The organism is Enterococcus sp. DIV1314a, assembly GCF_051713805.1.
Lineage (GTDB): Bacteria > Bacillota > Bacilli > Lactobacillales > Enterococcaceae > Enterococcus_I > Enterococcus_I aquimarinus.
In genome coordinates, this window is record NZ_JBIOQP010000001.1 from 709,231 (window position 1) to 729,550 (window position 20,320).

The 20,320-nt window shown below is 33.3% G+C and carries 22 protein-coding genes; 10 read left to right on the forward strand and 12 right to left on the reverse strand.

Annotation, left to right across the window (positions count from 1 at the left end):
* Window positions 1–20: 20 nt before the first annotated feature.
* Window positions 21–980, forward strand: coding sequence for an IS30 family transposase (locus IGI68_RS03360; RefSeq protein ID WP_438730506.1), 960 nt, complete (start codon window positions 21–23; stop codon window positions 978–980).
* Window positions 981–1,128: 148 nt separating this feature from the next.
* Here IGI68_RS03360 and IGI68_RS03365 read toward each other — a convergent pair whose 3' ends face one another.
* The 4 genes from IGI68_RS03365 to IGI68_RS03380 are packed head-to-tail and all read right to left on the reverse strand — an operon-like array spanning window position 1,129 to window position 4,441.
* Window positions 1,129–1,794 (reverse strand): ATP-binding cassette domain-containing protein, encoded by a 666-nt coding sequence (locus tag IGI68_RS03365; protein ID WP_273232296.1) that lies wholly within the window; start codon window positions 1,792–1,794, stop codon window positions 1,129–1,131.
* Window positions 1,795–1,799: 5 nt separating this feature from the next.
* Window positions 1,800–3,254, reverse strand: a complete 1,455-nt coding sequence (locus IGI68_RS03370) for a hypothetical protein (RefSeq protein WP_273232297.1) — start codon at window positions 3,252–3,254, stop codon at window positions 1,800–1,802.
* Between the two features lies 1 nt (window position 3,255).
* Entirely contained in the window at window positions 3,256–4,008 is a 753-nt protein-coding gene (locus IGI68_RS03375) for a hypothetical protein (RefSeq protein ID WP_438730511.1), read from the reverse strand.
* 49 nt (window positions 4,009–4,057) lie between these two features.
* The gene (locus IGI68_RS03380; RefSeq protein WP_438730514.1) at window positions 4,058–4,441 is read right to left on the reverse strand and encodes a hypothetical protein; all 384 of its coding nucleotides are present in this window, start codon (window positions 4,439–4,441) and stop codon (window positions 4,058–4,060) included.
* A gap of 314 nt (window positions 4,442–4,755) precedes the next feature.
* Here IGI68_RS03380 and IGI68_RS03385 point away from each other — a divergent pair, with 314 nt between their 5' ends.
* The 3 genes from IGI68_RS03385 (at window position 4,756) to IGI68_RS03395 (ending at window position 8,914) form a co-directional block, all read left to right on the forward strand.
* Entirely contained in the window at window positions 4,756–5,097 is a 342-nt protein-coding gene (locus tag IGI68_RS03385) for a helix-turn-helix transcriptional regulator (RefSeq protein ID WP_273232304.1), read from the forward strand.
* Between the two features lie 225 nt (window positions 5,098–5,322).
* Window positions 5,323–6,168: a helix-turn-helix domain-containing protein gene (locus tag IGI68_RS03390; RefSeq protein WP_438730517.1), complete on the forward strand. Its 846-nt coding sequence runs from the start codon at window positions 5,323–5,325 to the stop codon at window positions 6,166–6,168.
* Window positions 6,169–6,310: 142 nt separating this feature from the next.
* On the forward strand, window positions 6,311–8,914 hold the full coding sequence (locus IGI68_RS03395; RefSeq protein ID WP_438730520.1) for a YfhO family protein: 2,604 nt from the start codon (window positions 6,311–6,313) through the stop codon (window positions 8,912–8,914).
* Between the two features lie 83 nt (window positions 8,915–8,997).
* On the opposite strand, the gene IGI68_RS03400 is transcribed toward IGI68_RS03395, so the two are convergent.
* The 5 genes from IGI68_RS03400 to IGI68_RS03420 form a co-directional block, all read right to left on the reverse strand.
* On the reverse strand, window positions 8,998–9,609 hold the full coding sequence (locus tag IGI68_RS03400; RefSeq protein ID WP_273232450.1) for a hypothetical protein: 612 nt from the start codon (window positions 9,607–9,609) through the stop codon (window positions 8,998–9,000).
* Window positions 9,599–10,225: an ABC transporter ATP-binding protein gene (locus IGI68_RS03405; RefSeq protein WP_273232448.1), complete on the reverse strand. Its 627-nt coding sequence runs from the start codon at window positions 10,223–10,225 to the stop codon at window positions 9,599–9,601. Before IGI68_RS03405 ends, IGI68_RS03400 begins: the two co-directional genes overlap by 11 nt.
* Window positions 10,218–10,982: a hypothetical protein gene (locus IGI68_RS03410; RefSeq protein WP_438730527.1), complete on the reverse strand. Its 765-nt coding sequence runs from the start codon at window positions 10,980–10,982 to the stop codon at window positions 10,218–10,220. Before IGI68_RS03410 ends, IGI68_RS03405 begins: the two co-directional genes overlap by 8 nt.
* On the reverse strand, window positions 10,972–11,790 hold the full coding sequence (locus IGI68_RS03415) for a hypothetical protein (RefSeq protein ID WP_438730530.1): 819 nt from the start codon (window positions 11,788–11,790) through the stop codon (window positions 10,972–10,974). The genes IGI68_RS03410 and IGI68_RS03415 overlap by 11 nt, the downstream gene beginning before the upstream one ends.
* 72 nt (window positions 11,791–11,862) lie before the next feature.
* Window positions 11,863–12,051: a hypothetical protein gene (locus IGI68_RS03420; protein WP_438730533.1), complete on the reverse strand. Its 189-nt coding sequence runs from the start codon at window positions 12,049–12,051 to the stop codon at window positions 11,863–11,865.
* A 480-nt stretch (window positions 12,052–12,531) separates the two neighbouring features.
* On the opposite strand from IGI68_RS03420, the gene IGI68_RS03425 reads away from it, so the two are divergent.
* Window positions 12,532–13,365: a helix-turn-helix domain-containing protein gene (locus IGI68_RS03425; protein WP_438730536.1), complete on the forward strand. Its 834-nt coding sequence runs from the start codon at window positions 12,532–12,534 to the stop codon at window positions 13,363–13,365.
* 196 nt (window positions 13,366–13,561) lie between these two features.
* Here the strand turns inward: IGI68_RS03425 and IGI68_RS03430 are convergent, their stop codons facing one another.
* The 3 genes from IGI68_RS03430 to IGI68_RS03440 form a co-directional block, all read right to left on the reverse strand.
* On the reverse strand, window positions 13,562–13,870 hold the full coding sequence (locus tag IGI68_RS03430) for a hypothetical protein (protein ID WP_438730539.1): 309 nt from the start codon (window positions 13,868–13,870) through the stop codon (window positions 13,562–13,564).
* A 270-nt stretch (window positions 13,871–14,140) separates the two neighbouring features.
* Window positions 14,141–14,866 (reverse strand): LytR/AlgR family response regulator transcription factor, encoded by a 726-nt coding sequence (locus IGI68_RS03435; protein ID WP_438730542.1) that lies wholly within the window; start codon window positions 14,864–14,866, stop codon window positions 14,141–14,143.
* The gene (locus tag IGI68_RS03440) at window positions 14,859–16,166 is read right to left on the reverse strand and encodes a sensor histidine kinase (RefSeq protein ID WP_438730545.1); all 1,308 of its coding nucleotides are present in this window, start codon (window positions 16,164–16,166) and stop codon (window positions 14,859–14,861) included. Before IGI68_RS03440 ends, IGI68_RS03435 begins: the two co-directional genes overlap by 8 nt.
* Before the next feature lie 190 nt (window positions 16,167–16,356).
* On the opposite strand from IGI68_RS03440, the gene IGI68_RS03445 reads away from it, so the two are divergent.
* From IGI68_RS03445 to IGI68_RS03465, 5 genes are all read left to right on the forward strand, one after another.
* Complete coding sequence (locus IGI68_RS03445) at window positions 16,357–16,809, forward strand: hypothetical protein (RefSeq protein ID WP_438730548.1); 453 nt, start codon at window positions 16,357–16,359, stop codon at window positions 16,807–16,809.
* A 66-nt stretch (window positions 16,810–16,875) separates the two neighbouring features.
* Window positions 16,876–17,679, forward strand: a complete 804-nt coding sequence (locus tag IGI68_RS03450) for a hypothetical protein (RefSeq protein ID WP_438730551.1) — start codon at window positions 16,876–16,878, stop codon at window positions 17,677–17,679.
* Window positions 17,676–19,046 (forward strand): hypothetical protein, encoded by a 1,371-nt coding sequence (locus IGI68_RS03455; protein WP_438730554.1) that lies wholly within the window; start codon window positions 17,676–17,678, stop codon window positions 19,044–19,046. Before IGI68_RS03450 ends, IGI68_RS03455 begins: the two co-directional genes overlap by 4 nt.
* Entirely contained in the window at window positions 19,046–19,675 is a 630-nt protein-coding gene (locus tag IGI68_RS03460; protein WP_438730557.1) for an ATP-binding cassette domain-containing protein, read from the forward strand. The genes IGI68_RS03455 and IGI68_RS03460 overlap by 1 nt, the downstream gene beginning before the upstream one ends.
* Window positions 19,672–20,232, forward strand: coding sequence for a hypothetical protein (locus IGI68_RS03465; protein WP_438730560.1), 561 nt, complete (start codon window positions 19,672–19,674; stop codon window positions 20,230–20,232). The genes IGI68_RS03460 and IGI68_RS03465 overlap by 4 nt, the downstream gene beginning before the upstream one ends.
* Window positions 20,233–20,320: the final 88 nt, after the last annotated feature.

A 20,320-nucleotide genomic window follows, 5' to 3' on the forward strand; every position in this document is an offset into this window, starting at 1 on the left:
TACAGGAAGAGTGAACATAAATGACCTATACTCATCTTACACCAAATGAACTCGTAATTATAGAGGCATATTTTCATCAAGAAACACCCGTTGCGATTGTTTCCAAGAAACTCAAGCGTGGCAGACAGGCGATTTACAATGTCTATCATTTTCTTAAACAAGGAAAAACGGCTCTCGAATACCTCGAACAGTATAAGAAAAATAAAAAACGTTGTGGAAGAAAGCCGATTGAAATACCCAAAGAAGAAAAGGAATACATCGAAGACAAGACAAGTCGAGGCTGGACCCCCGATGTGATTGTCGGACGAGGTGACTTTTCGAGTTCATGTTCCGTTCGTACCTTATATCGTCGTTTTAAGAATGGTGAGTTTGATCAAAACAAGTTACCTATGCAAGGGAAACGAAAAACAAACGGCCATCAAGAACGTCGTGGAAAACAAGCATTCAAACGAAATATCGCTGAACGAGAAACGGATCAAGCTTCTTTTGAAACAGAGTTCGGACATTTAGAAGGCGATACGATTGTTGGTGTTCATCATAAAAGTGCCGTCATCCCCCTCGTTGAACGCCTTTCAAAAGTCATTATTGCTTTGAAACCTGAAGGTCGTAAAGCAATCGATATTGAAAAAGCAACGAATACTTGGTTTCAATCGGTTCCTAAAAATCTCTTTAAATCGATTACTTTCGATTGTGGTAAAGAGTTCTCAAATTGGAAGAATATCAGTAATACGAATGATATAGCTATTTATTTCGCAGACCCAGGAACACCATCACAACGAGGTTTAAACGAACACTCAAATGGTCTCCTTCGAAAAGATGGCCTACCGAAAGAAATGGATTTCAATCAAGTCAATCAGGATTTCATCTCCTCTGTGGCTTCAAAAAGAAATCATATACCCAGAAAATCACTGAACTACCAGACACCATTGGAAGTCTTTTTGAGTTATGTAAATGAAGAGCAGTTGTCTCGCTTAATTTGACAAATAAATCTTTATAAAATAGTATTCGTACAATAAACATTTGCTCGAGTTAAGTTTAGCATTAAGTCATGACATTTGATAAAATGTGTCTCGTAAATATAGAAAAACAACAAAACTTCTTAGATGGCAGAAATTTCGTTGTTTACTTTCATTGGAAATACTCGTTTCTGATTTCATCTGTTAATATTTTCAGATGATAATCATCTATTATATAAAGTTCGTCACAAATAGCATCTAAATCCTGCTGATGATGACTGGTGAGTAAAATGGTTTTCCCTTCTTGAATCAGTTCTCCTAAGATTTTTTTCACTTCCAATACAGAAGAAAAATCGAGTCCGTTAAAAGGTTCATCTAACAAAATAATGGATTGATTTTCCATGATTGCTTGGCAAATTGCTAGCTTTTTTTTCATTCCAAGAGAATAATTTTGTACTTTTGTTTGATTTTCTGGGTCTAACCCGACAGACTTCATATAACTTTTTACTGTTTTCTCATCAACAGTATTGTTAATTTCAGCTAAAAGCATTAAGTTCTTTAAACCACTGTAAATAGGGATAAATGCTGGCTCATTAATCAAAATCCCAACATCTCTCGGGAAATCTTCTTCTCTTCCAACTTCAACATTGTTAACAAGTACTCTCCCTTGATTTGGGCGTTCAAGTCCACAAATTAATTTAAAAAGAACAGATTTCCCCACACCATTAGCACCCAAAATCCCAATTGTCTGGCCTTTATCTACTTGGAAATTTAAATCTTCAAAAATAGTTTTCCCTTTAAAACGCTTTTCAACATGTTCTAATACAATATTCAGCAACAAACTCATTCCTTTCCATACCCATTCCTTTGCTTTCCTCTGCTAATAATCCAAATTTCTAACAATAGAATTGTTCCAAAAATAAGGATACTTTTTCCGTAACCAACCTCATTGATCCTAGTAGTTGAAGATAGTCCAAATGGAAGCCATTTAGTCCAATCAAATGGGAACAATAAAAATAAATAACCTGTAAGACATAATAAAAATGAAACACTTGTCTGTTTTAATATAAAATAAAACATTAAATAGCTCGTTGTAATCAATATTAGTTCCAAAAAAATAAATAATAATGATATTAGCTCGTTCAGATAAAATGAATGACCTGTTAGCAGCATAGTCACAGATAAAAAAATACTCGTTAACATAAAGTAAACAGCGAGGTAGCGATAGACCGTTTTAAGACATTTTATTCGCCAATATTTTATACGATAGTGTCGAACAATTAGTGAATCAATATTTTCTTCTAACTCCGAAAAACGTATTGATAATATAAAAGGGAGAAATAAAAAGTAACAAATGAGCCATAAAAATGGAATTGGCGTCAAAGAGCCATAGTGATACATTGCAAAAAATCGTTGAATCCCTGCTTCGCTATAGTAGCTTGAGAACAATTTGAAATATATAATCAAAAATAAAATCGACGTGATGATTATTTTTCTCGAAATAAACAATCGATCAAAATACCGAATCTTAAACAAATTCTTTGGTGGAATATAAAATAGCATGATCGAAAAAAAGACAGCAAGTAAAATTGCCCATTTAAAGAATAAATACTGCAATACCGGTGTCTGTGCTTCATGAATATTCGATATCGGTAGTATCAAGTATGTACTTAAATCAAAAATAGCATACTCTCCAGAAAATGATTCGAAAAAAGCAGTCCGACTAGACCACATCATTAAAAAATAAAAGATAACATATGAAATATATCCTACAATCCTACCTTTCAGATAACCTAATAGAACAATTATCGAAATGATTACTGAAAAATTAACAAGCATATATAGCCCAGAAATAACTGCAGCTAAATTAATTGATTCAAATACAGAGAGCGCACTATTATTTAAAATAGCAATATTTTGGGCGTTAATTTCGGGACTATTATTTTGAAGAAATAAAATTGATATCCAACTAATAATTACAAAAACAAGTATTATCAAAATTATATTGAACGAAATAACATTAAGTAAATTTGCAAAAAAATAACGTTTCTTTGTAACTGCTCTTATTTTTAATAACTCTTGCTCTCTAAAGAACAAGGGGAAAAAGAGTACTGAATACATTGGTAATAATAATAATAATAGATAAAAACTATTTTGTATCTGTACTAAGCGCCAAAGAGGAGCCTCTAATTCCGGATTAATTACTAACGAAAGATAAAGAGAGGTTATTACTAAAAATAAAAAAAGACGTCTACTATACAATTGTTCTTGATACATTTTAAAGAAATAGCGAATCATACTAACTTCTCTCCCGTTTCAAGTAGATTGCACCCCATATAAAGGTTACTATTAGGAGCGTTATTGGACCCACGAACATATTAAACATTGTATAATACTCATCATTTAACCTCCCTAAAATATTACTCGTCGCAATACTATATTCATCGAAGCCAATACTGGCAGTTAGAATATTTTCAACAATAACATATGCGAACACACCGAATAATACAATAAATAAATTATGAACGGTTAAGGCTAACACACTAGCTGAAAAGACCAGCACCCCTGCAATAAATGCTTTCCATAAACTAGCACCAACTGAAAATATCAGTATCGAGTCGGTACGGTAAGCGAATGGAAGAAATGGTATTTGAAAAAGTGAAGGATCCGTATCGACATTAAAAGGAATGATAAATATCGCCAATAAAATCGCAATGAAATTGACCAAAAATACTAAAATGAATACAGCCATTACAATAGCCATTATTTGAGTGAATAAATACTTTTTAAAGTTTATTCTGACGCTAACATACTCTAGAAAACGACTTTTTTTCTTATAATACAAACCCCAAACAAAAGGTGCTGTTAAGAATAATGGGGACAAAAAATCAATGATATCCATTGAATAAACCCATAATTCAATCCCTTGTGAAATTGCAGAGTTGGAGCCTATAATAGTCATATTCAGTATTTGAAAAAACAAATACACGATGAATATCATGACAAATATTACTTTCAGTTCTTTAAAAGCATCGATTACATGTTTTTGCATTGAATGATCTCCTTACTAAAAATAATGGGTAGTGTTATTATTTATTTAGCTAATTACTTTTCCAACTACCATTTTTACTGTCGGTTGTCGCATTCCAATTAGAAGAGATAGTTAATTTCATTTTATCTCCTTTTAATTGCTTCGAATTACCTGGTAGGCCTGCAGTATCTCCCTTACTTATTTGTTTTCTCCAATCACCACTATTTCCTTGTTCATCTGTTTGTTTAGCATCAAATTTCTGCTTCGATACTGTAACAAGGATTTGTCCGTTAGCCCCACTAGTGGCCTTTGATTGACCTAATCCGGTTGAAACACTTTGATTTAATCCCGGTAAACTTAAAGAAAATGCTGATAAATATGTTGCCGCATATGTAACACTTGGTACAGTTAACAATGTTATGCCTAATAGAGCTACTTTCATTAGTTTTTTCATACAATTAACCTCCATTATTTAAGTTTACTACCTACTATTTTTAATAAGGATTTTTTTAATCTCTAATGCGATATCTAGACTTGCAATTTTGAGAATCTGTAGAATATTTCTTATCCCCTTACAGGAATGTTCTGCCACTCCCCATAAGGAAACATAATCTCATCCACTTCCCCTCCTCCTCCGGACAATATATTTAGAAGTAAACAATACTACCTAAAAATAATTGATTATTTTCAACTCCAATTATACATGTTTCAATCAAAACAAGTTGAATTTGACTGAAAATACGTCGGAAAAAAGAGGGGTTTTCTAAAATGAAACAAGGACAACTATTTCAGAAGCTACGTAAAGAAAGAAACATTTCTCAAGAAACTTTGGTCCAAGGTATCTCTTCTAGAAGTACTTTATCATCTTTTGAAAATCGCAACACACTGCTTTCTTCTGAACTATTATTTCATTATTTAAACCGCTTAAATATCACACCCAATGAATTTCAACTCTTAATAAATGATGGTGCCCCGACTAAAAAACAAATATTCTCAAAAGAACCTCACACTCGACACTATGAGCGAACACTAACACCCGATTTCTTACAGTCACTATTTCTTGAGTACGAACAAACCAATGACGTCTTTTATTTACTCCTCCTTATGTGATATATTTTATTTAAAACAACATTTTCACGCCGTCAAATAACTTTAAATTTTATTAAATAATCTGTTTTTACCCACCTACAATAATAATAATATCTCTTATTAAAGTTGGAATTGTTTCAATATCAAAAAGAAAGTTCATAATAATTTTATCCCCCTCATTTATTTAAACTTATTGTATAATAGATTCTAAACAACACGTTTTTCGTTGGGAAAGTGGGAATTTTTTTGAAATCATCTTTAGGGAGAACTTTACGGAAAATTCGAGTAGGAAAACAAGTCAGCCTCTCTTCTCTTGCAGACGATTCTCTTTCTAAGTCTCAAATTTCAAGGTTTGAGCGAGGAGAATCAGAAATCTCATGTATTCGACTGATTCATCTATTAAATAAGCTAAATATTTCTTTAGATGAATTTTTGATTGCACACAATAACGAACATGAGGATACATTAAACTTCATGACTTTAATGAACGATATTCGGAATAAGTATACTTTGAAAGAATTTGATAAACTGAAGGAATTATTACTGGATTCTTCTCCTTATCCAATTCACCCCCTTGAAAGTACGATGATCAAATCCATTATTTATACGATTGATCCTTCTATTAAACCGAACGATACTGAATTACTTGATCTAATGGATTATCTTTTTAAAATCCAAATTTGGGGCTATTATGAAATAATTTTACTCGGGAACTGTGTCCGAACGATTGAGTATTCCTCATTATTTTTACTAACAAAAGAAATGTTAGCAAACTATATTTATTCTACTTCTAATAAAACAAATAAAAGACTAGTAAGCCAACTGGCTATTAATTGCTTAATCTCTAGTATCGACTCTACCCATTTCGATCATTGTGACTATCTAATCAATGAAATATCAATTTTATTGGAAAATGAATTGAACTACTATGAACAGACTGTTTTTTTATATACCCGAGGCTATTTTGAATACAAAAAAAATGATGATACTGGGAAATTAAAAATGCAGCAAGCGATACAAATTTTTGATTTCCTTGATGAACAAGCGATGAAAAACTACTATACAGAGCACTACTCCACACATGTACACTAGCTTAAAAAGTTTTCCTTTCAAATAAAGGAACGTAAATAAAAAACTGCCTTCCTCAGCAGTTTTTTTGGTTTTCTTTCTTCCTTTGCTTTCGTCTATGGTAAAATAGTGACAAGACAAAAATTGTTTTAAAGGAGGTCTTTCTTTGCAACAGATTCGACCATTTATCAAAGAAAATAAACGCTATTTACTGGCAAGTTTTTTCATTCCTTTTGGGATCATGGCATTGATTTATTTAACGATGGGGATTTATCCTGGCAGTAGCCGCAGTGTGTTAGCCAGTGATGCTTTTTCGCAGTTTTCTAATTTCCATGCGAGTTTTCGCAATGCGATGCTTGGTAAGCAAAGTTTCTTTTACACTTGGAATGCATCGCTTGGCCTGAATTATTGGGCACTAATGTCCTATTATTTAGGTGGTTTCTTTACGCCCATTGTTTTGCTTTTTCCGAATCAATGGATGCCGGATGCGCTCTATCTGATTACACTGCTTAAAATCGGAAGTGCTGGTTTAGCCTTTTGGTTTTATGCCAAGCATACCTTCAAAATTGGACGTTGGAATCATGTCGCTTTAGCAGTCTGTTATGCGCTGATGTCATTTGTGACGGCCCACTCCGAACTAGTGATGTGGCTTGATGCGTTCATCTATCTTCCACTCGTGATTTGGGGTATCAATCGATTACTGGAAAAACAAAAACCGGTTCTCTTATTCGTCAGTTATTTATTACTCTTTTTATCCAATTACTACATGGGCTTTATGATTGGCGTTTTCTCTTTCTTGTATTTCTTTTTACGTGTCTTCGGACAATGGCAAACAGGGAAAAAACAAATCTTGCCTTATCTTGGAACTTCCCTATTAGCTGGTGGCGCGTCGATGGTCATGATCTTACCGATGTTTCTTGATTTGCGTTCAAACGGTGAAGCCTTAACTGAGATTACCAAATTTAAAACGGAAGCCACGGGCGCACTCGATTTCTTCATTAAAAACATGATTGGTGTGTATGATACGACCAAATACGGTTCGATCCCCTTTATTTACGCCGGTGTTTTACCATTGGTCTTTGTGCTTTTATATTTTGTTTCAAAACGCATCGCCTTAAAAGATAAATTACTTTCACTCGTTTTATTCGGCACCATGATTGCCAGTTTCTACATCGTGCCACTGAATCTTTTCTGGCATGGGATGCATGCGCCAAATATGTTTTTATTCCGCTATGCTTTTTTACTTTCGTTCTTTCTCTTAATGCTCGCCGGTTACGGCTGGGAACAACTAACCAAAGACGATTACGGGCTTTTCTTAGGTTTGATTTTGACACTCATCATCGCTTTTAGCATCGCCTATGGTTTAATTCCGAAAGATCAATACACTTATTTAAATGTCCAATCTTTTTTATTAACGATTGTTTTCTTAATCGTGTATCTCTTACTATTCAGCTTGTATCAACTCAAGCTGTTCTCCTTGAAGCGCTTTACGATTTTCTTATTACTATTTGTTTCATGCGAAATGGCACTCAATACACATGGTATGGTGATGGGGATTTTAGAGGATTGGAATTACGCTTCACGTAGTTTGTATACCGCACCACATCAACCCATTAAGACACTGGTTAATCAGGCAGCCGCAGAGAGCGACGGATTCTATCGACTAGAAAACTTAGATCCCGTCTCAGCCAATGATGGCCTCAATTACAATTATAGTGGTGTTAGTCTCTTTTCCTCCATTCGCAATCGGAATTCATCGAGTCTTTTAAATAAACTTGGCTTCCGTTCGCGAGGGACAAATTTAAACATTCGCTATCCGAATAATACGTTATTAATGGATAGTTTTGTCGGTATTGAGTACCTCATTTCTAAAACAGATGTGCAAAAATACGGGTTTCATAAAATCGGCGAAGAAGAGAATTATCGACTTTACAAAAATGATTATGCCTTACCCCTTGCTTTTCTTGCACCAAAAGAAAGTTTAACGGTTTCCTTAAGCGAGAATGATAATCTAGGGAATCAAACAGCGCTTTTTAATAGCCTAAGTGGGTTAAATGAGAACTTCTTCAATTTCCACCCAATCTCGGTAATCAATAGTAAAAATACAACGATCAATGATGCTGGGAACAGTACAACCTTTACCGAAATTGAACCCAATATTGCCAAAGAAATAACTTGGGAAGTCACCGTTCCCGCTAACAGCCAAGCTTACTTGAGTTTGTATCCTTCCAACTTTGGCAAATTAAAAAGCTCGAACGTAACGATTACCGTCAACGGCGAGCAACGAAAAACACAAATCAATATTAACGGCCAATATTATAACTTAGGCTATTACCCAGAAGAGACGACTTTCCAGTTTACTGCAAGTTTTTATGGAACTTCAGACGTTTCCTTCCAAACGCCACAAGTTTTAACACTGGATACGGAAGCTTACAGTCGAACAATGAATCAACTCCAACAACAAAGTGCCGATCTAACCGTCAGCAATCGTAAAGTCAAAGGCAGCGTAGATGTCAAAGAAGCCCAACAACTTGTGACAACCATTCCTTACGACAAAGGTTGGAGTGCCAAAGTCAACGGTAAAAAAGTGGACATCGAAGCCTTCCAAGGCGGATTCATCAGCATTCCTCTTGAATCCGGTACTAATAACATTGTTTTAAGCTTCTTACCACAAGGCTTCTTAATCGGCTTGTTCCTATTCATTAGCTGTATCGCCCTCTTTATCTTTTGGCAACGATGGGAGAAACAAAAAGAACTTAAAACAGATTAACTAAAAAAATTCGTGCATCGAAAATCTCAAATGATTTTTGATACACGAATTTTTGTTTAGAAAAATGAATGACAGTCAACTCTTTATTCTGTTGTTCTCGTAATCATTAATTTGAAAATTAATCCTTTGTCTTCTTCTTGACCTTCACCTTCTTCAACAATCAAAATTACATTCTCTGTGATTTTATACTCTCCTTGTTTTTTTGGATTATAATTGATGACCATTTCGAGTGGCTTATTCGTGATTTGAGCATCCATTAAGAAATTACTCACCAAGTTAAAAGCCAATTCAGCAGGCGTCACATTGGTGTTCGCTATTTTTTCAGAAGTCCCAATAACATCCACGCTATAAGAAATCGGATAATTCTCATCTACTTTAGCAGTAATATTTTCGATAACATCACCACCGGCATAGATAATACGATACTCATCAAATCCATTGTTACTTCTCTTCTCCATGCTTATAGAAGAATCTTTTTCAATAAACTTTAAGTACTGTGAGATATTGAATTGAAACACGCCAGACGTCAACATTAACTCGTCCTTAATTGCTTGATCTTCTTCACTGAAGCGTTCTCGATTGACTTCATCTTCTAACGACACGATACGCTGTGCTTCATTTATTTCTTCTTTTATACTACAACCGGTGACTATTGATAATACAATCATAAGAAAGACAACTGTTTTAAATTTCATGTATTAAACCTCCTTTAATCTCAAAAACACTGTCACATAAGGTTTGAATATCCTTTTCGTCGTGACTTGTCAAGAGAATCGTTTTACCTGAACGCTTTAATTCTTGAATGATTTGATAGACCTCTTGTACCCCGTGCTCATCTAAGCCATTAAACGGTTCATCTAAAATATAATAGTCAGGATTTTCCATAATCGCTTGCGCAATTCGTAGCCGTTGTTTCATACCTAAACTAAAATACTTATACTTTTTATGAATCGCCTCTCCCAATCCAACTTTTTCTAAAGTAGTTAAGATCTCTTCTTTATGAATTTTTCTTTGAATCTCGGCTAAACAAGTTAAGTTTTCTAATGCCGTAAAATGGTTGATAAAATTAGGACTTTCAATAATAATCCCCATATTATTCAAGAATGTACCTTCCATTACTCGATGGCTATCAATCCATATTTCCCCTGTTTGTATTGGAATAAAACCCGCAATGGCTTTAAATAAAACTGATTTACCAGAACCATTTCGACCAATAATACCATAACATTTCCCATCGATAATCGAGAGGTTGATCTCTTTTAAAATACTACTTTTGTTCATCTCAATTGAAACATTTGTCAATTTAATCATTATAACTCTCCTGTCTTATCTTCATTCGACTTAAGTACATCACTTCTATCATTAATAAAACCAACCAAAAAAAGAAACTATCTATAAAGAAAAATTGCCCATCGAAAAGGATAAGATTCACCGCAGTGACGACTCGATCGAGAACGTTTAAAGTTGTTAAGATACTTACTGTAATAAGCAAAAATAGCAGTGCTTGATTTTGTATGTACCCAATAAAAATAAACACACTCGCAACGATTAGCATGATAAAAAACAGTACTGCATACGTAAATAGTTGTAATTTAAAGTTTCCTTCTTGATAGTTAAAAGAACTTTCGGTTGAGAGAATAGGTGATGTATAGAGAATCACACTCAAACTTATGATTAGCGAGATAGTGTAAATGACGGCATCCAACGTTATTTTCTTGAAAAAAAATAAGAAATAATCCCATTTACTCGATGCTCTTTGTTTGATAAAGAGATGAAACGATAGCGGATAGCGTAAAAATCGAATCGTCGCAATGATACCTAATACTTGAAAAATCACAGGTAAAAAAAGTTGTTGCGTATTTGTTAAGTCAAGATAAGTATGAGTCGCGTCCACAGAAGACGAATAGAATCCTAGCAAGAGATGCATGACATCCCAATTATTCACCGTAACATCCCAGTTATAGATCATATCAGAAAAAATGTTGTTGGGTATATTAAAAGTCATCAATAACAAGATCCCTGTGATTAATCCAATATTTTTCATAAAATAGTTAAGTTTAAACGTCATGTTGTGTTCCCCACTTAAAGTACCCAATGAATCCAGTCCCTGCTAGCACTAAAGGAAGAAAGGTATACTTCCAGATCTCCGTAATTTTACTATAGTAGCCTAAAAAAGGAACAGATAGATCCATATAAGGAAGCTCAAAATTCGTACTCATAAAATAATAGAGATAACTAAACACCAATGGAACCAAAATAAAAGCGTATATGCTTTCTTTCGTAAATAACGTAAACACGGAGAATAAGATCGAAAATGAAAAAATAATCGGTAAATCATTCAATAATGTGATGGATAAATAATAATAAAGCGGGTGCCCCTCAAAGAAATCACTTGGTAATAAAAAATTAAAAATATAAGCCGTTGACTCTAAAGTGATATCGTGAGTCACTGGCGTAATCAGTGAATAAAGAAAATATGTCAACAAATGACTCACTGTCACGGTTAGAGCAATGATAGCTGAATAACTAACGATGGCTTGAATCAACTTCACAGGATAGTTTTTAAATCGGTGTCGCCCGATAATAAAATAAGACATTAAATCTTCTTTGAAATTCATTAAGCCAATTAAAATCAAAAAAGGATACACGACCGTTAAATTAGCTGCATGATTATTAATATTTCCCCATCGTAAACTTGCAATGATAAATTGTTGCCTCAAACTATAATTTTTCTCCGCATTGTATTGATCGGGTCCCGTTAAGACGTCCCAAACTGGAAGAATATCAAAAATGATGTAGCAAGTAAATACGAATAGTGGAAATCCTACTAAGATTAAAAGTAACTTTTTATTAAGAAAAATTCGTTTATTGTACACAAAGACACATCCTTATATTTCAATGAAAAACTAGAAGGATGGTCGACTGCACGCACCTTCTAGTAGTTTTTTTTAATTTGAGTCCGGGCTCCATGAACCGTAAATGGTGAAGTTATCTTGGAATAATTTTTTGTTAAATAGCTTTAAATAATACGATCCACCAGCTGCTGAATCATCATAAAACGAGCCTCTAGTCGCTGTCCAAACTTGTGCTGACCCCACACTTTTTCCGGTATTTGAGTTATAATTTGTTACATCCACTCTTTTTCCTCCGACAGTATCCATTAAATTCAAAATTGTATTTGTACTATTCCTTTTTTTTAATGTTGATGTTGCGTTTCCATTACTCGTTACTCTAAAATTAATTCATTCACCTATCTGTCTAGCACCAACGATTTCCGCCGATCCCGCTGCAATGACGGTGGCAGCAAACGCACCTAATAATAATTTTTTCTTTGTTTGTTTCTTTATTTTATAAACAGGCCTCTTCCTTATCCATACTAATAAATGTTGATTTCATATTCTACTTGCTTACAATCTTTTTATATTTTAAAATAAAAACAAGAAAATAATATTCCGAAATTAACCTCTTGGGTTAATAGGAAACCAAATAGCTAAATAAGAATCCATCTAACTCATCTCTTTCCATATTTTCTTAAAAAATCTAACGCAACCCAATTATATCGATTCGAAACATTTTTCTTTCAATTTGTTCGATAATTGGACAAAAAGGAGTCTTATATGATAAAAGATGGTAAATTAATTAGAAAATTACGAAAAGAAAGAAATATTACACAGGAAAAACTAGTTGGCATGCAATATTCTCGTAGCACTTTAGCTAGGATTGAAAGCGAAGATCTCGATATGAGGACTGAAATGCTAATTAATTTACTCAATCGAATGAATGTCTCTCTCGAAGAATATCAATTTTATAAACATGAAAATCTCCTATCTAAAAAAGATGAAGCAAGAAAAAATTTTATAGACAAAGTACTCAACCTACAAACGGGTGATTCTTATTTACAAAATCTCCATGATGAGTATCTGCAATCGAATGATTTTTACTATCTGTATCTTTATTGCTTAGGAAAAATCCTTCAACATAAAGTCAATAAAAAGGCGATTGATCTAACCAAAGAAAGTCAAATTATTAAAGAATATCTAGCAAAAATCGAAACGTGGGGTTTTTTTGAATTTGCATTGTATGCAAATAGTTTATATCTATTTAACGACGAATTTATTGAACAACAGTATAGCTTCGTCTTACGTAAAATGAATCAATTCTCTCACATTGATAAATTCAAACATCTTAAAATTCGTTTTTTATTAAATTCCATTATTTTATGCTTTGAACGAAATAAATTATCGTTATTAGACCAATATTTATCAGATTTATTTGAAAGCACAATGGATTCTGATTATATATTAGGAAGAATTTTCTGGAGATTTTTTACAGATTTAAAAAATAATCACCAGCTTTTTGATACTACGCTCACTTATAATTGGTTACATTCTCTCGGTTATGATGATTTAGCAAATAATTTTTTAGAAATAGAGCAAATGTTTCGTAAATAACTTGTTCAAACAAGAGATAAAGTACCGTTTTCAAGTGATTAAAACGTTCCGATTTACTGGTGATACCAGCTATGCCGATGAGTTGCAAACTTTTTGTGAAAATGGCAGAAACAAAAAGATCTTAAAAAAAACTAAATAAAAAATTCGTGCATCGAAAATCTTAAATAATTTTTGATGTACGAATTTTTATTTTTAATTACACTTCACCATAATCAGAAGCAAAGTTAAGCCAAATTTTTTGTTCCACTTTATAAGTCACTAAATGACCATTTGTCGCTTTTTCAACCGGATCTTGATTGACCTGATAAAATAACGACGTGACTTCATTATTTGGCCGTTCAATCGCAATGATTCCTGAAGTCAGTGCCTCTTTAAAATACCCATCAAAAACACTAACTAGTAACGATCTTCTTGCGGACCAAAAATCGTTAAAATAATTAATAGCGCCGTAACAATATAGAGGATTACACGTACCATCCTCTATAACCTCCAGAAATTTTCTCAACTTTAATTAACGTCATTCCTTTGTATGTTTTAGGAGGTTAATTTTCAAATAAAGCGCTCATCGGGCTAGCTCGAGTCTGTAACTCCTCTTTATGTACATATTCTGTTGTGTAGCCAACTTGTGCGCTACCTAATCCAATCGATAATACTAACGCTGCTAAAATGAATCTTTTGCATGAACGACACCTCTTATATTTTTATCTCATCATACAACAAAAGATTCCATCGAAACGAATTTATCCCTAAACGGTTGAATTTCACCCCTGAACGGTCAAATTAGTTGTTTCAATTGTTTTCTAGCAACGAGACACCTTTCTCCATTATTAAAAATCAATTCGCGATTCTTTTGATCAATCTCAGCAACATTCTGTTTATTTGCAATAAAAGATTTATGAACCCGGTAAAAAGCAGGCGAAAGTTGTTCGATTTCTTTTAAATTCCCCAGAAAACCGACTGACCCATTTCTCAAATGTAAGATTAGTTTGTGAGAATTTCCGGGAACTGTCTCAATGAACATTACTTCAGACAATTCAACCCAACGAATTCGATTGCCTATTTCAAAACGGATTCGTTCATCTACAGACTCCGCTACCAACAGATGATGCTGATTGGCTTGTCGCAAAGCTTCCGTCACTCGCAGCTTGGTTTCTTCTCGATTATCTTTCGCAATATAATCCATTGCTTCCACTTTATATTGAAACGTCAATGGCAATAACTCATTGTGGGCCGTAATAAAAATAATTTTCCCATGTGGATTACGATTACGAATTTCCGCACCTAATTGAATCCCATTCATTTTGGTATTTAAATCGACATCTAAAAAATAAATTCCTTGCGTTTGCGGGTGTTTTTCCAGATAAGCCAATATTTCTAATGGACTCTCTGTACTCAAACGCAACATCATCTCCCAATCGTTCAAGACAATTGCTTGTTGAATCAACTGTTCAAGATGGGCTCTTTGCGCTAGATTGTCTTCACAAATAAAAATTTCAAGCATCGCTTCCCCCTACAATCGTTAAATTTTGCAAGAAATAATTGGAGTCAATCGTTGTTTCAAGAAAGAGAATCGATGATTGATTGACTAATGTTTCGACTGTCGAAAGTCCCAACCCTCGGCCGTCACCTTTCGTTGAAAATCCCGGTTCTTTTAATTGATAAAGTGGCTCAATGATTGTTCGCACTGTATTACGAATCATCAATTGGATTTCATTTCCCTTAGAAAAAAACGCGATATCTAATCTTCCTTGTCCGAGCAATTCTAACTCTTCAATTGCATTGTCTAATAAAATCCCGACGACACGAATCAAAGCAATCTCATCGACCTTAACTTGCCAACTCATCGCTTCGATTTCTAAATGGACTTGTACACCTTTTTCTTGGGCTAATAAAAGTTTTATTATCAATAAACTACGCAGTCCTAAGTGGTCCATTCTTTGTAAATCTGCTAATCGAGTATTGTCGATATCAAGTAATTGATCGGTTGATTGAATTGTTTCTTCATAATATACCTTCAAATCAGCCATATCACCCGCTTCAATGTAGCATTCTAATGAAGATAAAATATTGATATAATCATGTTTAAATTGACGACTAACCTGATTTTGCTTACTGATGTCATGAATATATAATTGCATCGCCCGTTGTTTGATTTCCTTTTCTTTTGTCTCAAAAGCTAATTTTTGATTACTTGAAAAAATTAGAACACTTAAGGTAAAGATGCCCATCAACAAGATAGAAAAAGAGATCGTCATCTCTATTAAGATATACCTTTCAGATTCTATCGGGATATTTGTTAAATATTGAACAAGAATGACAAATTGATTGATTAATAGTGCTGCAAATAACAGATACCCCATTCGTTGTTTCCACAACTGATTCATTTGTTGAGTAATATATTTTCGAACGAGGAGACTTGTAGCAACGCCTATCCCGATTGTGAACAACGCATACAACATTATTTGCCATTCACTCGCTTTTAATCCTAAAAAAATTAAGACTTCTCTTGGATAAAATAAGAAGTTGTTTAATTTAAAAACACCAAAAGCGATAGCAAAATGAAATAAAGTAATCCCTATCGGTTGTTCTCGTCGATTCATATAAGACAAGGAAACTAAGAGTACCACAAAAAAAAGTTCTGAAACGACGGGGATAACTAGTTTCAGCTGCAAATTAATGACAATAAATAATAAAATAATCGCACCCATACTTACCTTCTTATTTCTCAATGATAAACAATCGAGTATGGTAAACGCCACAAACGTATCAATCATATTCAAAAGATCAATGGCATAAATCACAGCTACAACTTCTTCCTTAAATGATATTATTGTTTTTATTATATCATATTCGCTTCTTGAATAATAAAAACCCTCTTAACTTTTACCGTTTAGGTGTCATTTTCGACCGTTCAGGTAATAGGGGTATTTTTATTATTTTTTTGATATATAGTCTATTCATATAGAAGAGGAGAAAAAATGGGGATAAAATATGATTAAGAAAAGAAAAAAATCAAACGTTTTACTTATCGCAACATTGGCTAGTATCCTTTTAATGGGAATCGGAACTGCCTTAGCAGATACCATTGATAAAAGCTATACTTTTTCGTTCTCTGGTCCTTTAGCAATGACTTATACAGCAGCTTATCCAAAAGATACTAAATCATCGATGTATATCAGTGTAACCTCTACATCTGATTCTAGCCGCAGTAGTTTTAAGATAAAACCCCAAGTTTTTAATGGGGATAAATATGTTAATACTGGTAGTGGAGGCACCGTTGAAAAAGGAAAGCGTTATGAAGTTTATAATTATGCTGTTGAAAATTTTGGCGAGCGAGTTCCTGTACGCTTTAGAGGTGAGCGTTCAACAGCATCCAAACTAACATTTAAAGGTAAATGGTCACCTGACTATACCTATGAAAGTGGAGTAATCGTCTTACCTTAAATACTAAATAACACTTACTCTTCTTCTATTATTTGTATAGATTTTAAATATTTGGAGGTTTCTCTCATGATTATTTTTCGTATAAAACAAGTACTAAAAGAAAAAATATTCCTCTTTTCTTTTTTGATTTTAATGTTAATTAGTCTCGGTCAATTTTTCAGTAATATTTGGTCGGAACAGTTAATCAATCCTAACGCTTATCCAACGAGTTTGTACTATGCTTGGATTTTATCGAATGATGGGAACTCTTTCTTTCCCTTTCTCTACTTATTTTCTGTTTTCCCGCTAACAGCTTTACCTATGGGTTTTTATTTAAATCGTGAAGGTCACAGTCAATACGACTACATACAAATCATTCGAAAGAATAGAAAAAAGTATCTCCTCTCACTTTTAAGTGTGAACAGTTTATTAGCATTTGGCTTAGCAACGATTCCATTACTATTCAATATTTTTTTTAATGCACTGCGCTATCCTGCATTAAAACCGTATCGATTTGCCGATTATATGCGTGCCTATCCAAGAGAAAATGGCACAATCGCTAAAAACTTGTTCCTCGAACATCCCTTTCTAAATATTATTGTATATGTTTTATTAACAGGTATTATCGCCATATTAATTAGTAACTTGATTTTACTACTCGGACTATTTATCAAAAAAACAATTTATCTGTTTGCTTTATCTTTGTTGATTCCTTTAGTTTTATTTTTAATTCCGGGTGATTATTCGCTCTCTCCACTTGGTTTTCTCGTTGTATCTTCTGGTAGTAATAATGTTTATTTCTTCCCAATATTAGCCCTAATAGCTAGTTTCGGATTATTAGCTCTCTTTCTTTTCATGTACTACGTAAAAAAAAGAGGTCAAATATCATGAGTCAGCAATTTTTAGTCTTACTTCGTCATGAGAAGAAACTTCTTTTATTATTACCGTATTCCGCTATTTGTTTTTATTTTTATCTAATAATCAATCATTATACTTATTTTTCTTTTTTAGAAGACTCATTCATTTTTGCAGTATTCATCTATCCTATCTATTTAATCTATCATTATGCTATTACTGAATACCACTATGGCTATTTTACTCAAATTCGCATGAAAAAACGAATAAAAGATGAATCCCGTTTTTTTTATGCTTTATTTACTAGCTCTACTTTTTTTATTGTCTTTTATTTAGTAGGACTGCTGTTTGCAATTTATCAAAATAATTGGAAAAATACATCGCTTGAAACACTTTTTCAAATTTTGATAAATCAATGGATATTTTATTTTATATTTAGTTATGTTTTACTACATCTAAAAAAATCTTGGCACACAACCATCCTGCAATTCACACTAATCATACTATTCATCATCGATTTTTATTTGTTTGATGAATGGATCTTTAAAATGATTGGACTCAAACCAACCTACATTACGCTTGATTACTTTAGCTTTTACACGTTATCATATTTAATAATTTTTTTAGCTATATGGTTGCGCACTGTTATTTCTACTATTGGAATCGCGTTAATTGATAGGGACTTACGCATTCGAATAAAAGAATGGAGAGGATTTCTACTTTTCTTTTCTGTTCTGTTTGGTTTAATGCTTTACTTTTACTTTCAGCAATCAGATATATCACCCCTACGTTGGTATTTATTATATTTTTTTCAAGGTATCAGTCGAGAAGGATTTGACGCTATCTTCCAAGGAGATTTCTACTCTTTTCCTTTAATCTGGTTTTGTTTTCTACTAAGCTATCTTGTATTGTTATCCTCGGTTCGTTCAGACGACTGGCGTCTCTATGGGCAATTTATTCGTATGCGAATTAGTAATCATTGTTTTCAAAAAAGCAAAGATCTTTCCTTACTCATTTGGACAATGCTTTTCTTTATGGTATTCATCTTTATTCCAATGTTGTTCGAACAAACATGGTTGATTAAAAATATCTTTGGAACTCCACAAAATCTTCTCTTATACATGATGCTATTTTTCAGCCATCTTTATTTAACCGGACTTTGCTATGAATATTTGTCTATGTTCTTTTCCGGAGCTGTTAGTTTTTTGGTCATTACTATGGGACTATTAATCCTTCTCTTTACTGGTAAAGGAACATTTGTTGGTATCACAATGTTGAATCAATGGATTTCAAGTGAACAAAACAGTTGGTTAGAAGTATCACTCATCATTAGCGCTTATCTCACTTTATTTGGTAATTTAACTATTTTTCGAAAAATCATAACAAAGAAAGGAACATACTGATGGAGATTATCATTACGAATTTAACAAAAAAATTATCCGGGCGTACAATTTTATCAAATATTTCTTTAACCATTCCTAAAGGTCAGGTTACTGGAATCACTGGAGTCAACGGTTCTGGAAAAAGTGTTTTACTCAAGTGTATTGCAGGTTTAATGCCCTATAACAATGGAGAAATCAAAGTCGGGGATCAAGTCATTGGCAAAGACATCGAACATCCCCATCATACTGGTGTTTTAATTGAAACACCACAATTCATCGGTGAATTTTCAGGAAAAGAAAATTTACAATTTTTAGCAGCCATTCAACATTTAATCGGTGAAAAAGAAATTCAAGCTGTTCTAGAAACTGTTGATTTAGTTGCAGCCCAAAATGATAAATTTAAACGATACTCACTAGGAATGAAACAACGCCTGGGAATTGCTCAAGCCATCATGGAAAATCAAACACTACTACTACTGGATGAACCTACTAACGCATTAGATGAAAAAGGGATTCATATAATTACAGATATTATTAAAAAGGGGGAAATAGAAGGGAAGACAATTATTGTTACCAGCCATGATAGGGATTTTCTTGATGATGTTTCTGACATCCAATACCGTTTGTATGAAGGAGTGCTCGAACAATGAAGGATAAAAAATATTTCTTCTTTTTCATTAATCTCTTCTTTATTGGACTTGGAATATTTAGCGGTGTAAAAATCTATCAAATGAATCAAGATAATTCCAAATATCAAATAAATGAAGTGGGCGCGGAACCTGGACAAGTAATAACAATAGGACCTTTCGAGCTTATACTGGAAGAAATCAAAACTTCTTATGATGCTTATGATGAAGAGTTTTCAATTAATAAACTTTATACGCCTATTGTTTTTTCTGTTAAAAATATTTCAGACGAAACCATTGATCTTTCAAAAGATCAAACCTTTGCATTTTATGAAGAAGTAAAAGATTTTAATAACTTAGTTCTAAGTCAAATAGAAGGTACATTAAAGCCTGGTGAATCAATTCGCTTACAAGTCACTGCGGATATTGTTTCCGATGATAGCGATCCCTATTATCCTTCTTATCAACTTGGCGATTCCTTTTCATTATTTCTATCACCCATTTTTTCTGTACAAGGCGGTGACCCTATGGAAGGTTATTCTGTTTATCGTTATAACATAAAAAATGATTCTCCCATGTGATTCCGTTCCTGAGTTGGATATTATTATTCGTTTTTAACAATATATTTATTTTATTTTCTAAAGCTCCTATATTTTAGCAGCTTTACTC

Bases quoted from the DNA above. Each gene is read 5' to 3' on its own strand.
- IGI68_RS03450 (WP_438730551.1), top strand. From the start codon at position 16,876: ATGATTATTTTTCGTATAAAACAAGTACTAAAAGAAAAAATATTCCTC.
- IGI68_RS03445 (WP_438730548.1), top strand. From the start codon at position 16,357: ATGATTAAGAAAAGAAAAAAATCAAACGTTTTACTTATCGCAACATTG.
- IGI68_RS03360 (WP_438730506.1), top strand. From the start codon at position 21: ATGACCTATACTCATCTTACACCAAATGAACTCGTAATTATAGAGGCA.
- IGI68_RS03370 (WP_273232297.1), bottom strand. From the start codon at position 3,254: ATGATTCGCTATTTCTTTAAAATGTATCAAGAACAATTGTATAGTAGA.
- IGI68_RS03405 (WP_273232448.1), bottom strand. From the start codon at position 10,225: ATGATTAAATTGACAAATGTTTCAATTGAGATGAACAAAAGTAGTATT.
- IGI68_RS03425 (WP_438730536.1), top strand. From the start codon at position 12,532: ATGATAAAAGATGGTAAATTAATTAGAAAATTACGAAAAGAAAGAAAT.
- IGI68_RS03385 (WP_273232304.1), top strand. From the start codon at position 4,756: ATGAAACAAGGACAACTATTTCAGAAGCTACGTAAAGAAAGAAACATT.
- IGI68_RS03435 (WP_438730542.1), bottom strand. From the start codon at position 14,866: ATGCTTGAAATTTTTATTTGTGAAGACAATCTAGCGCAAAGAGCCCAT.
- IGI68_RS03380 (WP_438730514.1), bottom strand. From the start codon at position 4,441: ATGAAAAAACTAATGAAAGTAGCTCTATTAGGCATAACATTGTTAACT.
- IGI68_RS03400 (WP_273232450.1), bottom strand. From the start codon at position 9,609: ATGAAATTTAAAACAGTTGTCTTTCTTATGATTGTATTATCAATAGTC.
- IGI68_RS03410 (WP_438730527.1), bottom strand. From the start codon at position 10,982: ATGACGTTTAAACTTAACTATTTTATGAAAAATATTGGATTAATCACA.
- IGI68_RS03375 (WP_438730511.1), bottom strand. From the start codon at position 4,008: ATGCAAAAACATGTAATCGATGCTTTTAAAGAACTGAAAGTAATATTT.
- IGI68_RS03460 (WP_438730557.1), top strand. From the start codon at position 19,046: ATGGAGATTATCATTACGAATTTAACAAAAAAATTATCCGGGCGTACA.
- IGI68_RS03465 (WP_438730560.1), top strand. From the start codon at position 19,672: ATGAAGGATAAAAAATATTTCTTCTTTTTCATTAATCTCTTCTTTATT.
- IGI68_RS03455 (WP_438730554.1), top strand. From the start codon at position 17,676: ATGAGTCAGCAATTTTTAGTCTTACTTCGTCATGAGAAGAAACTTCTT.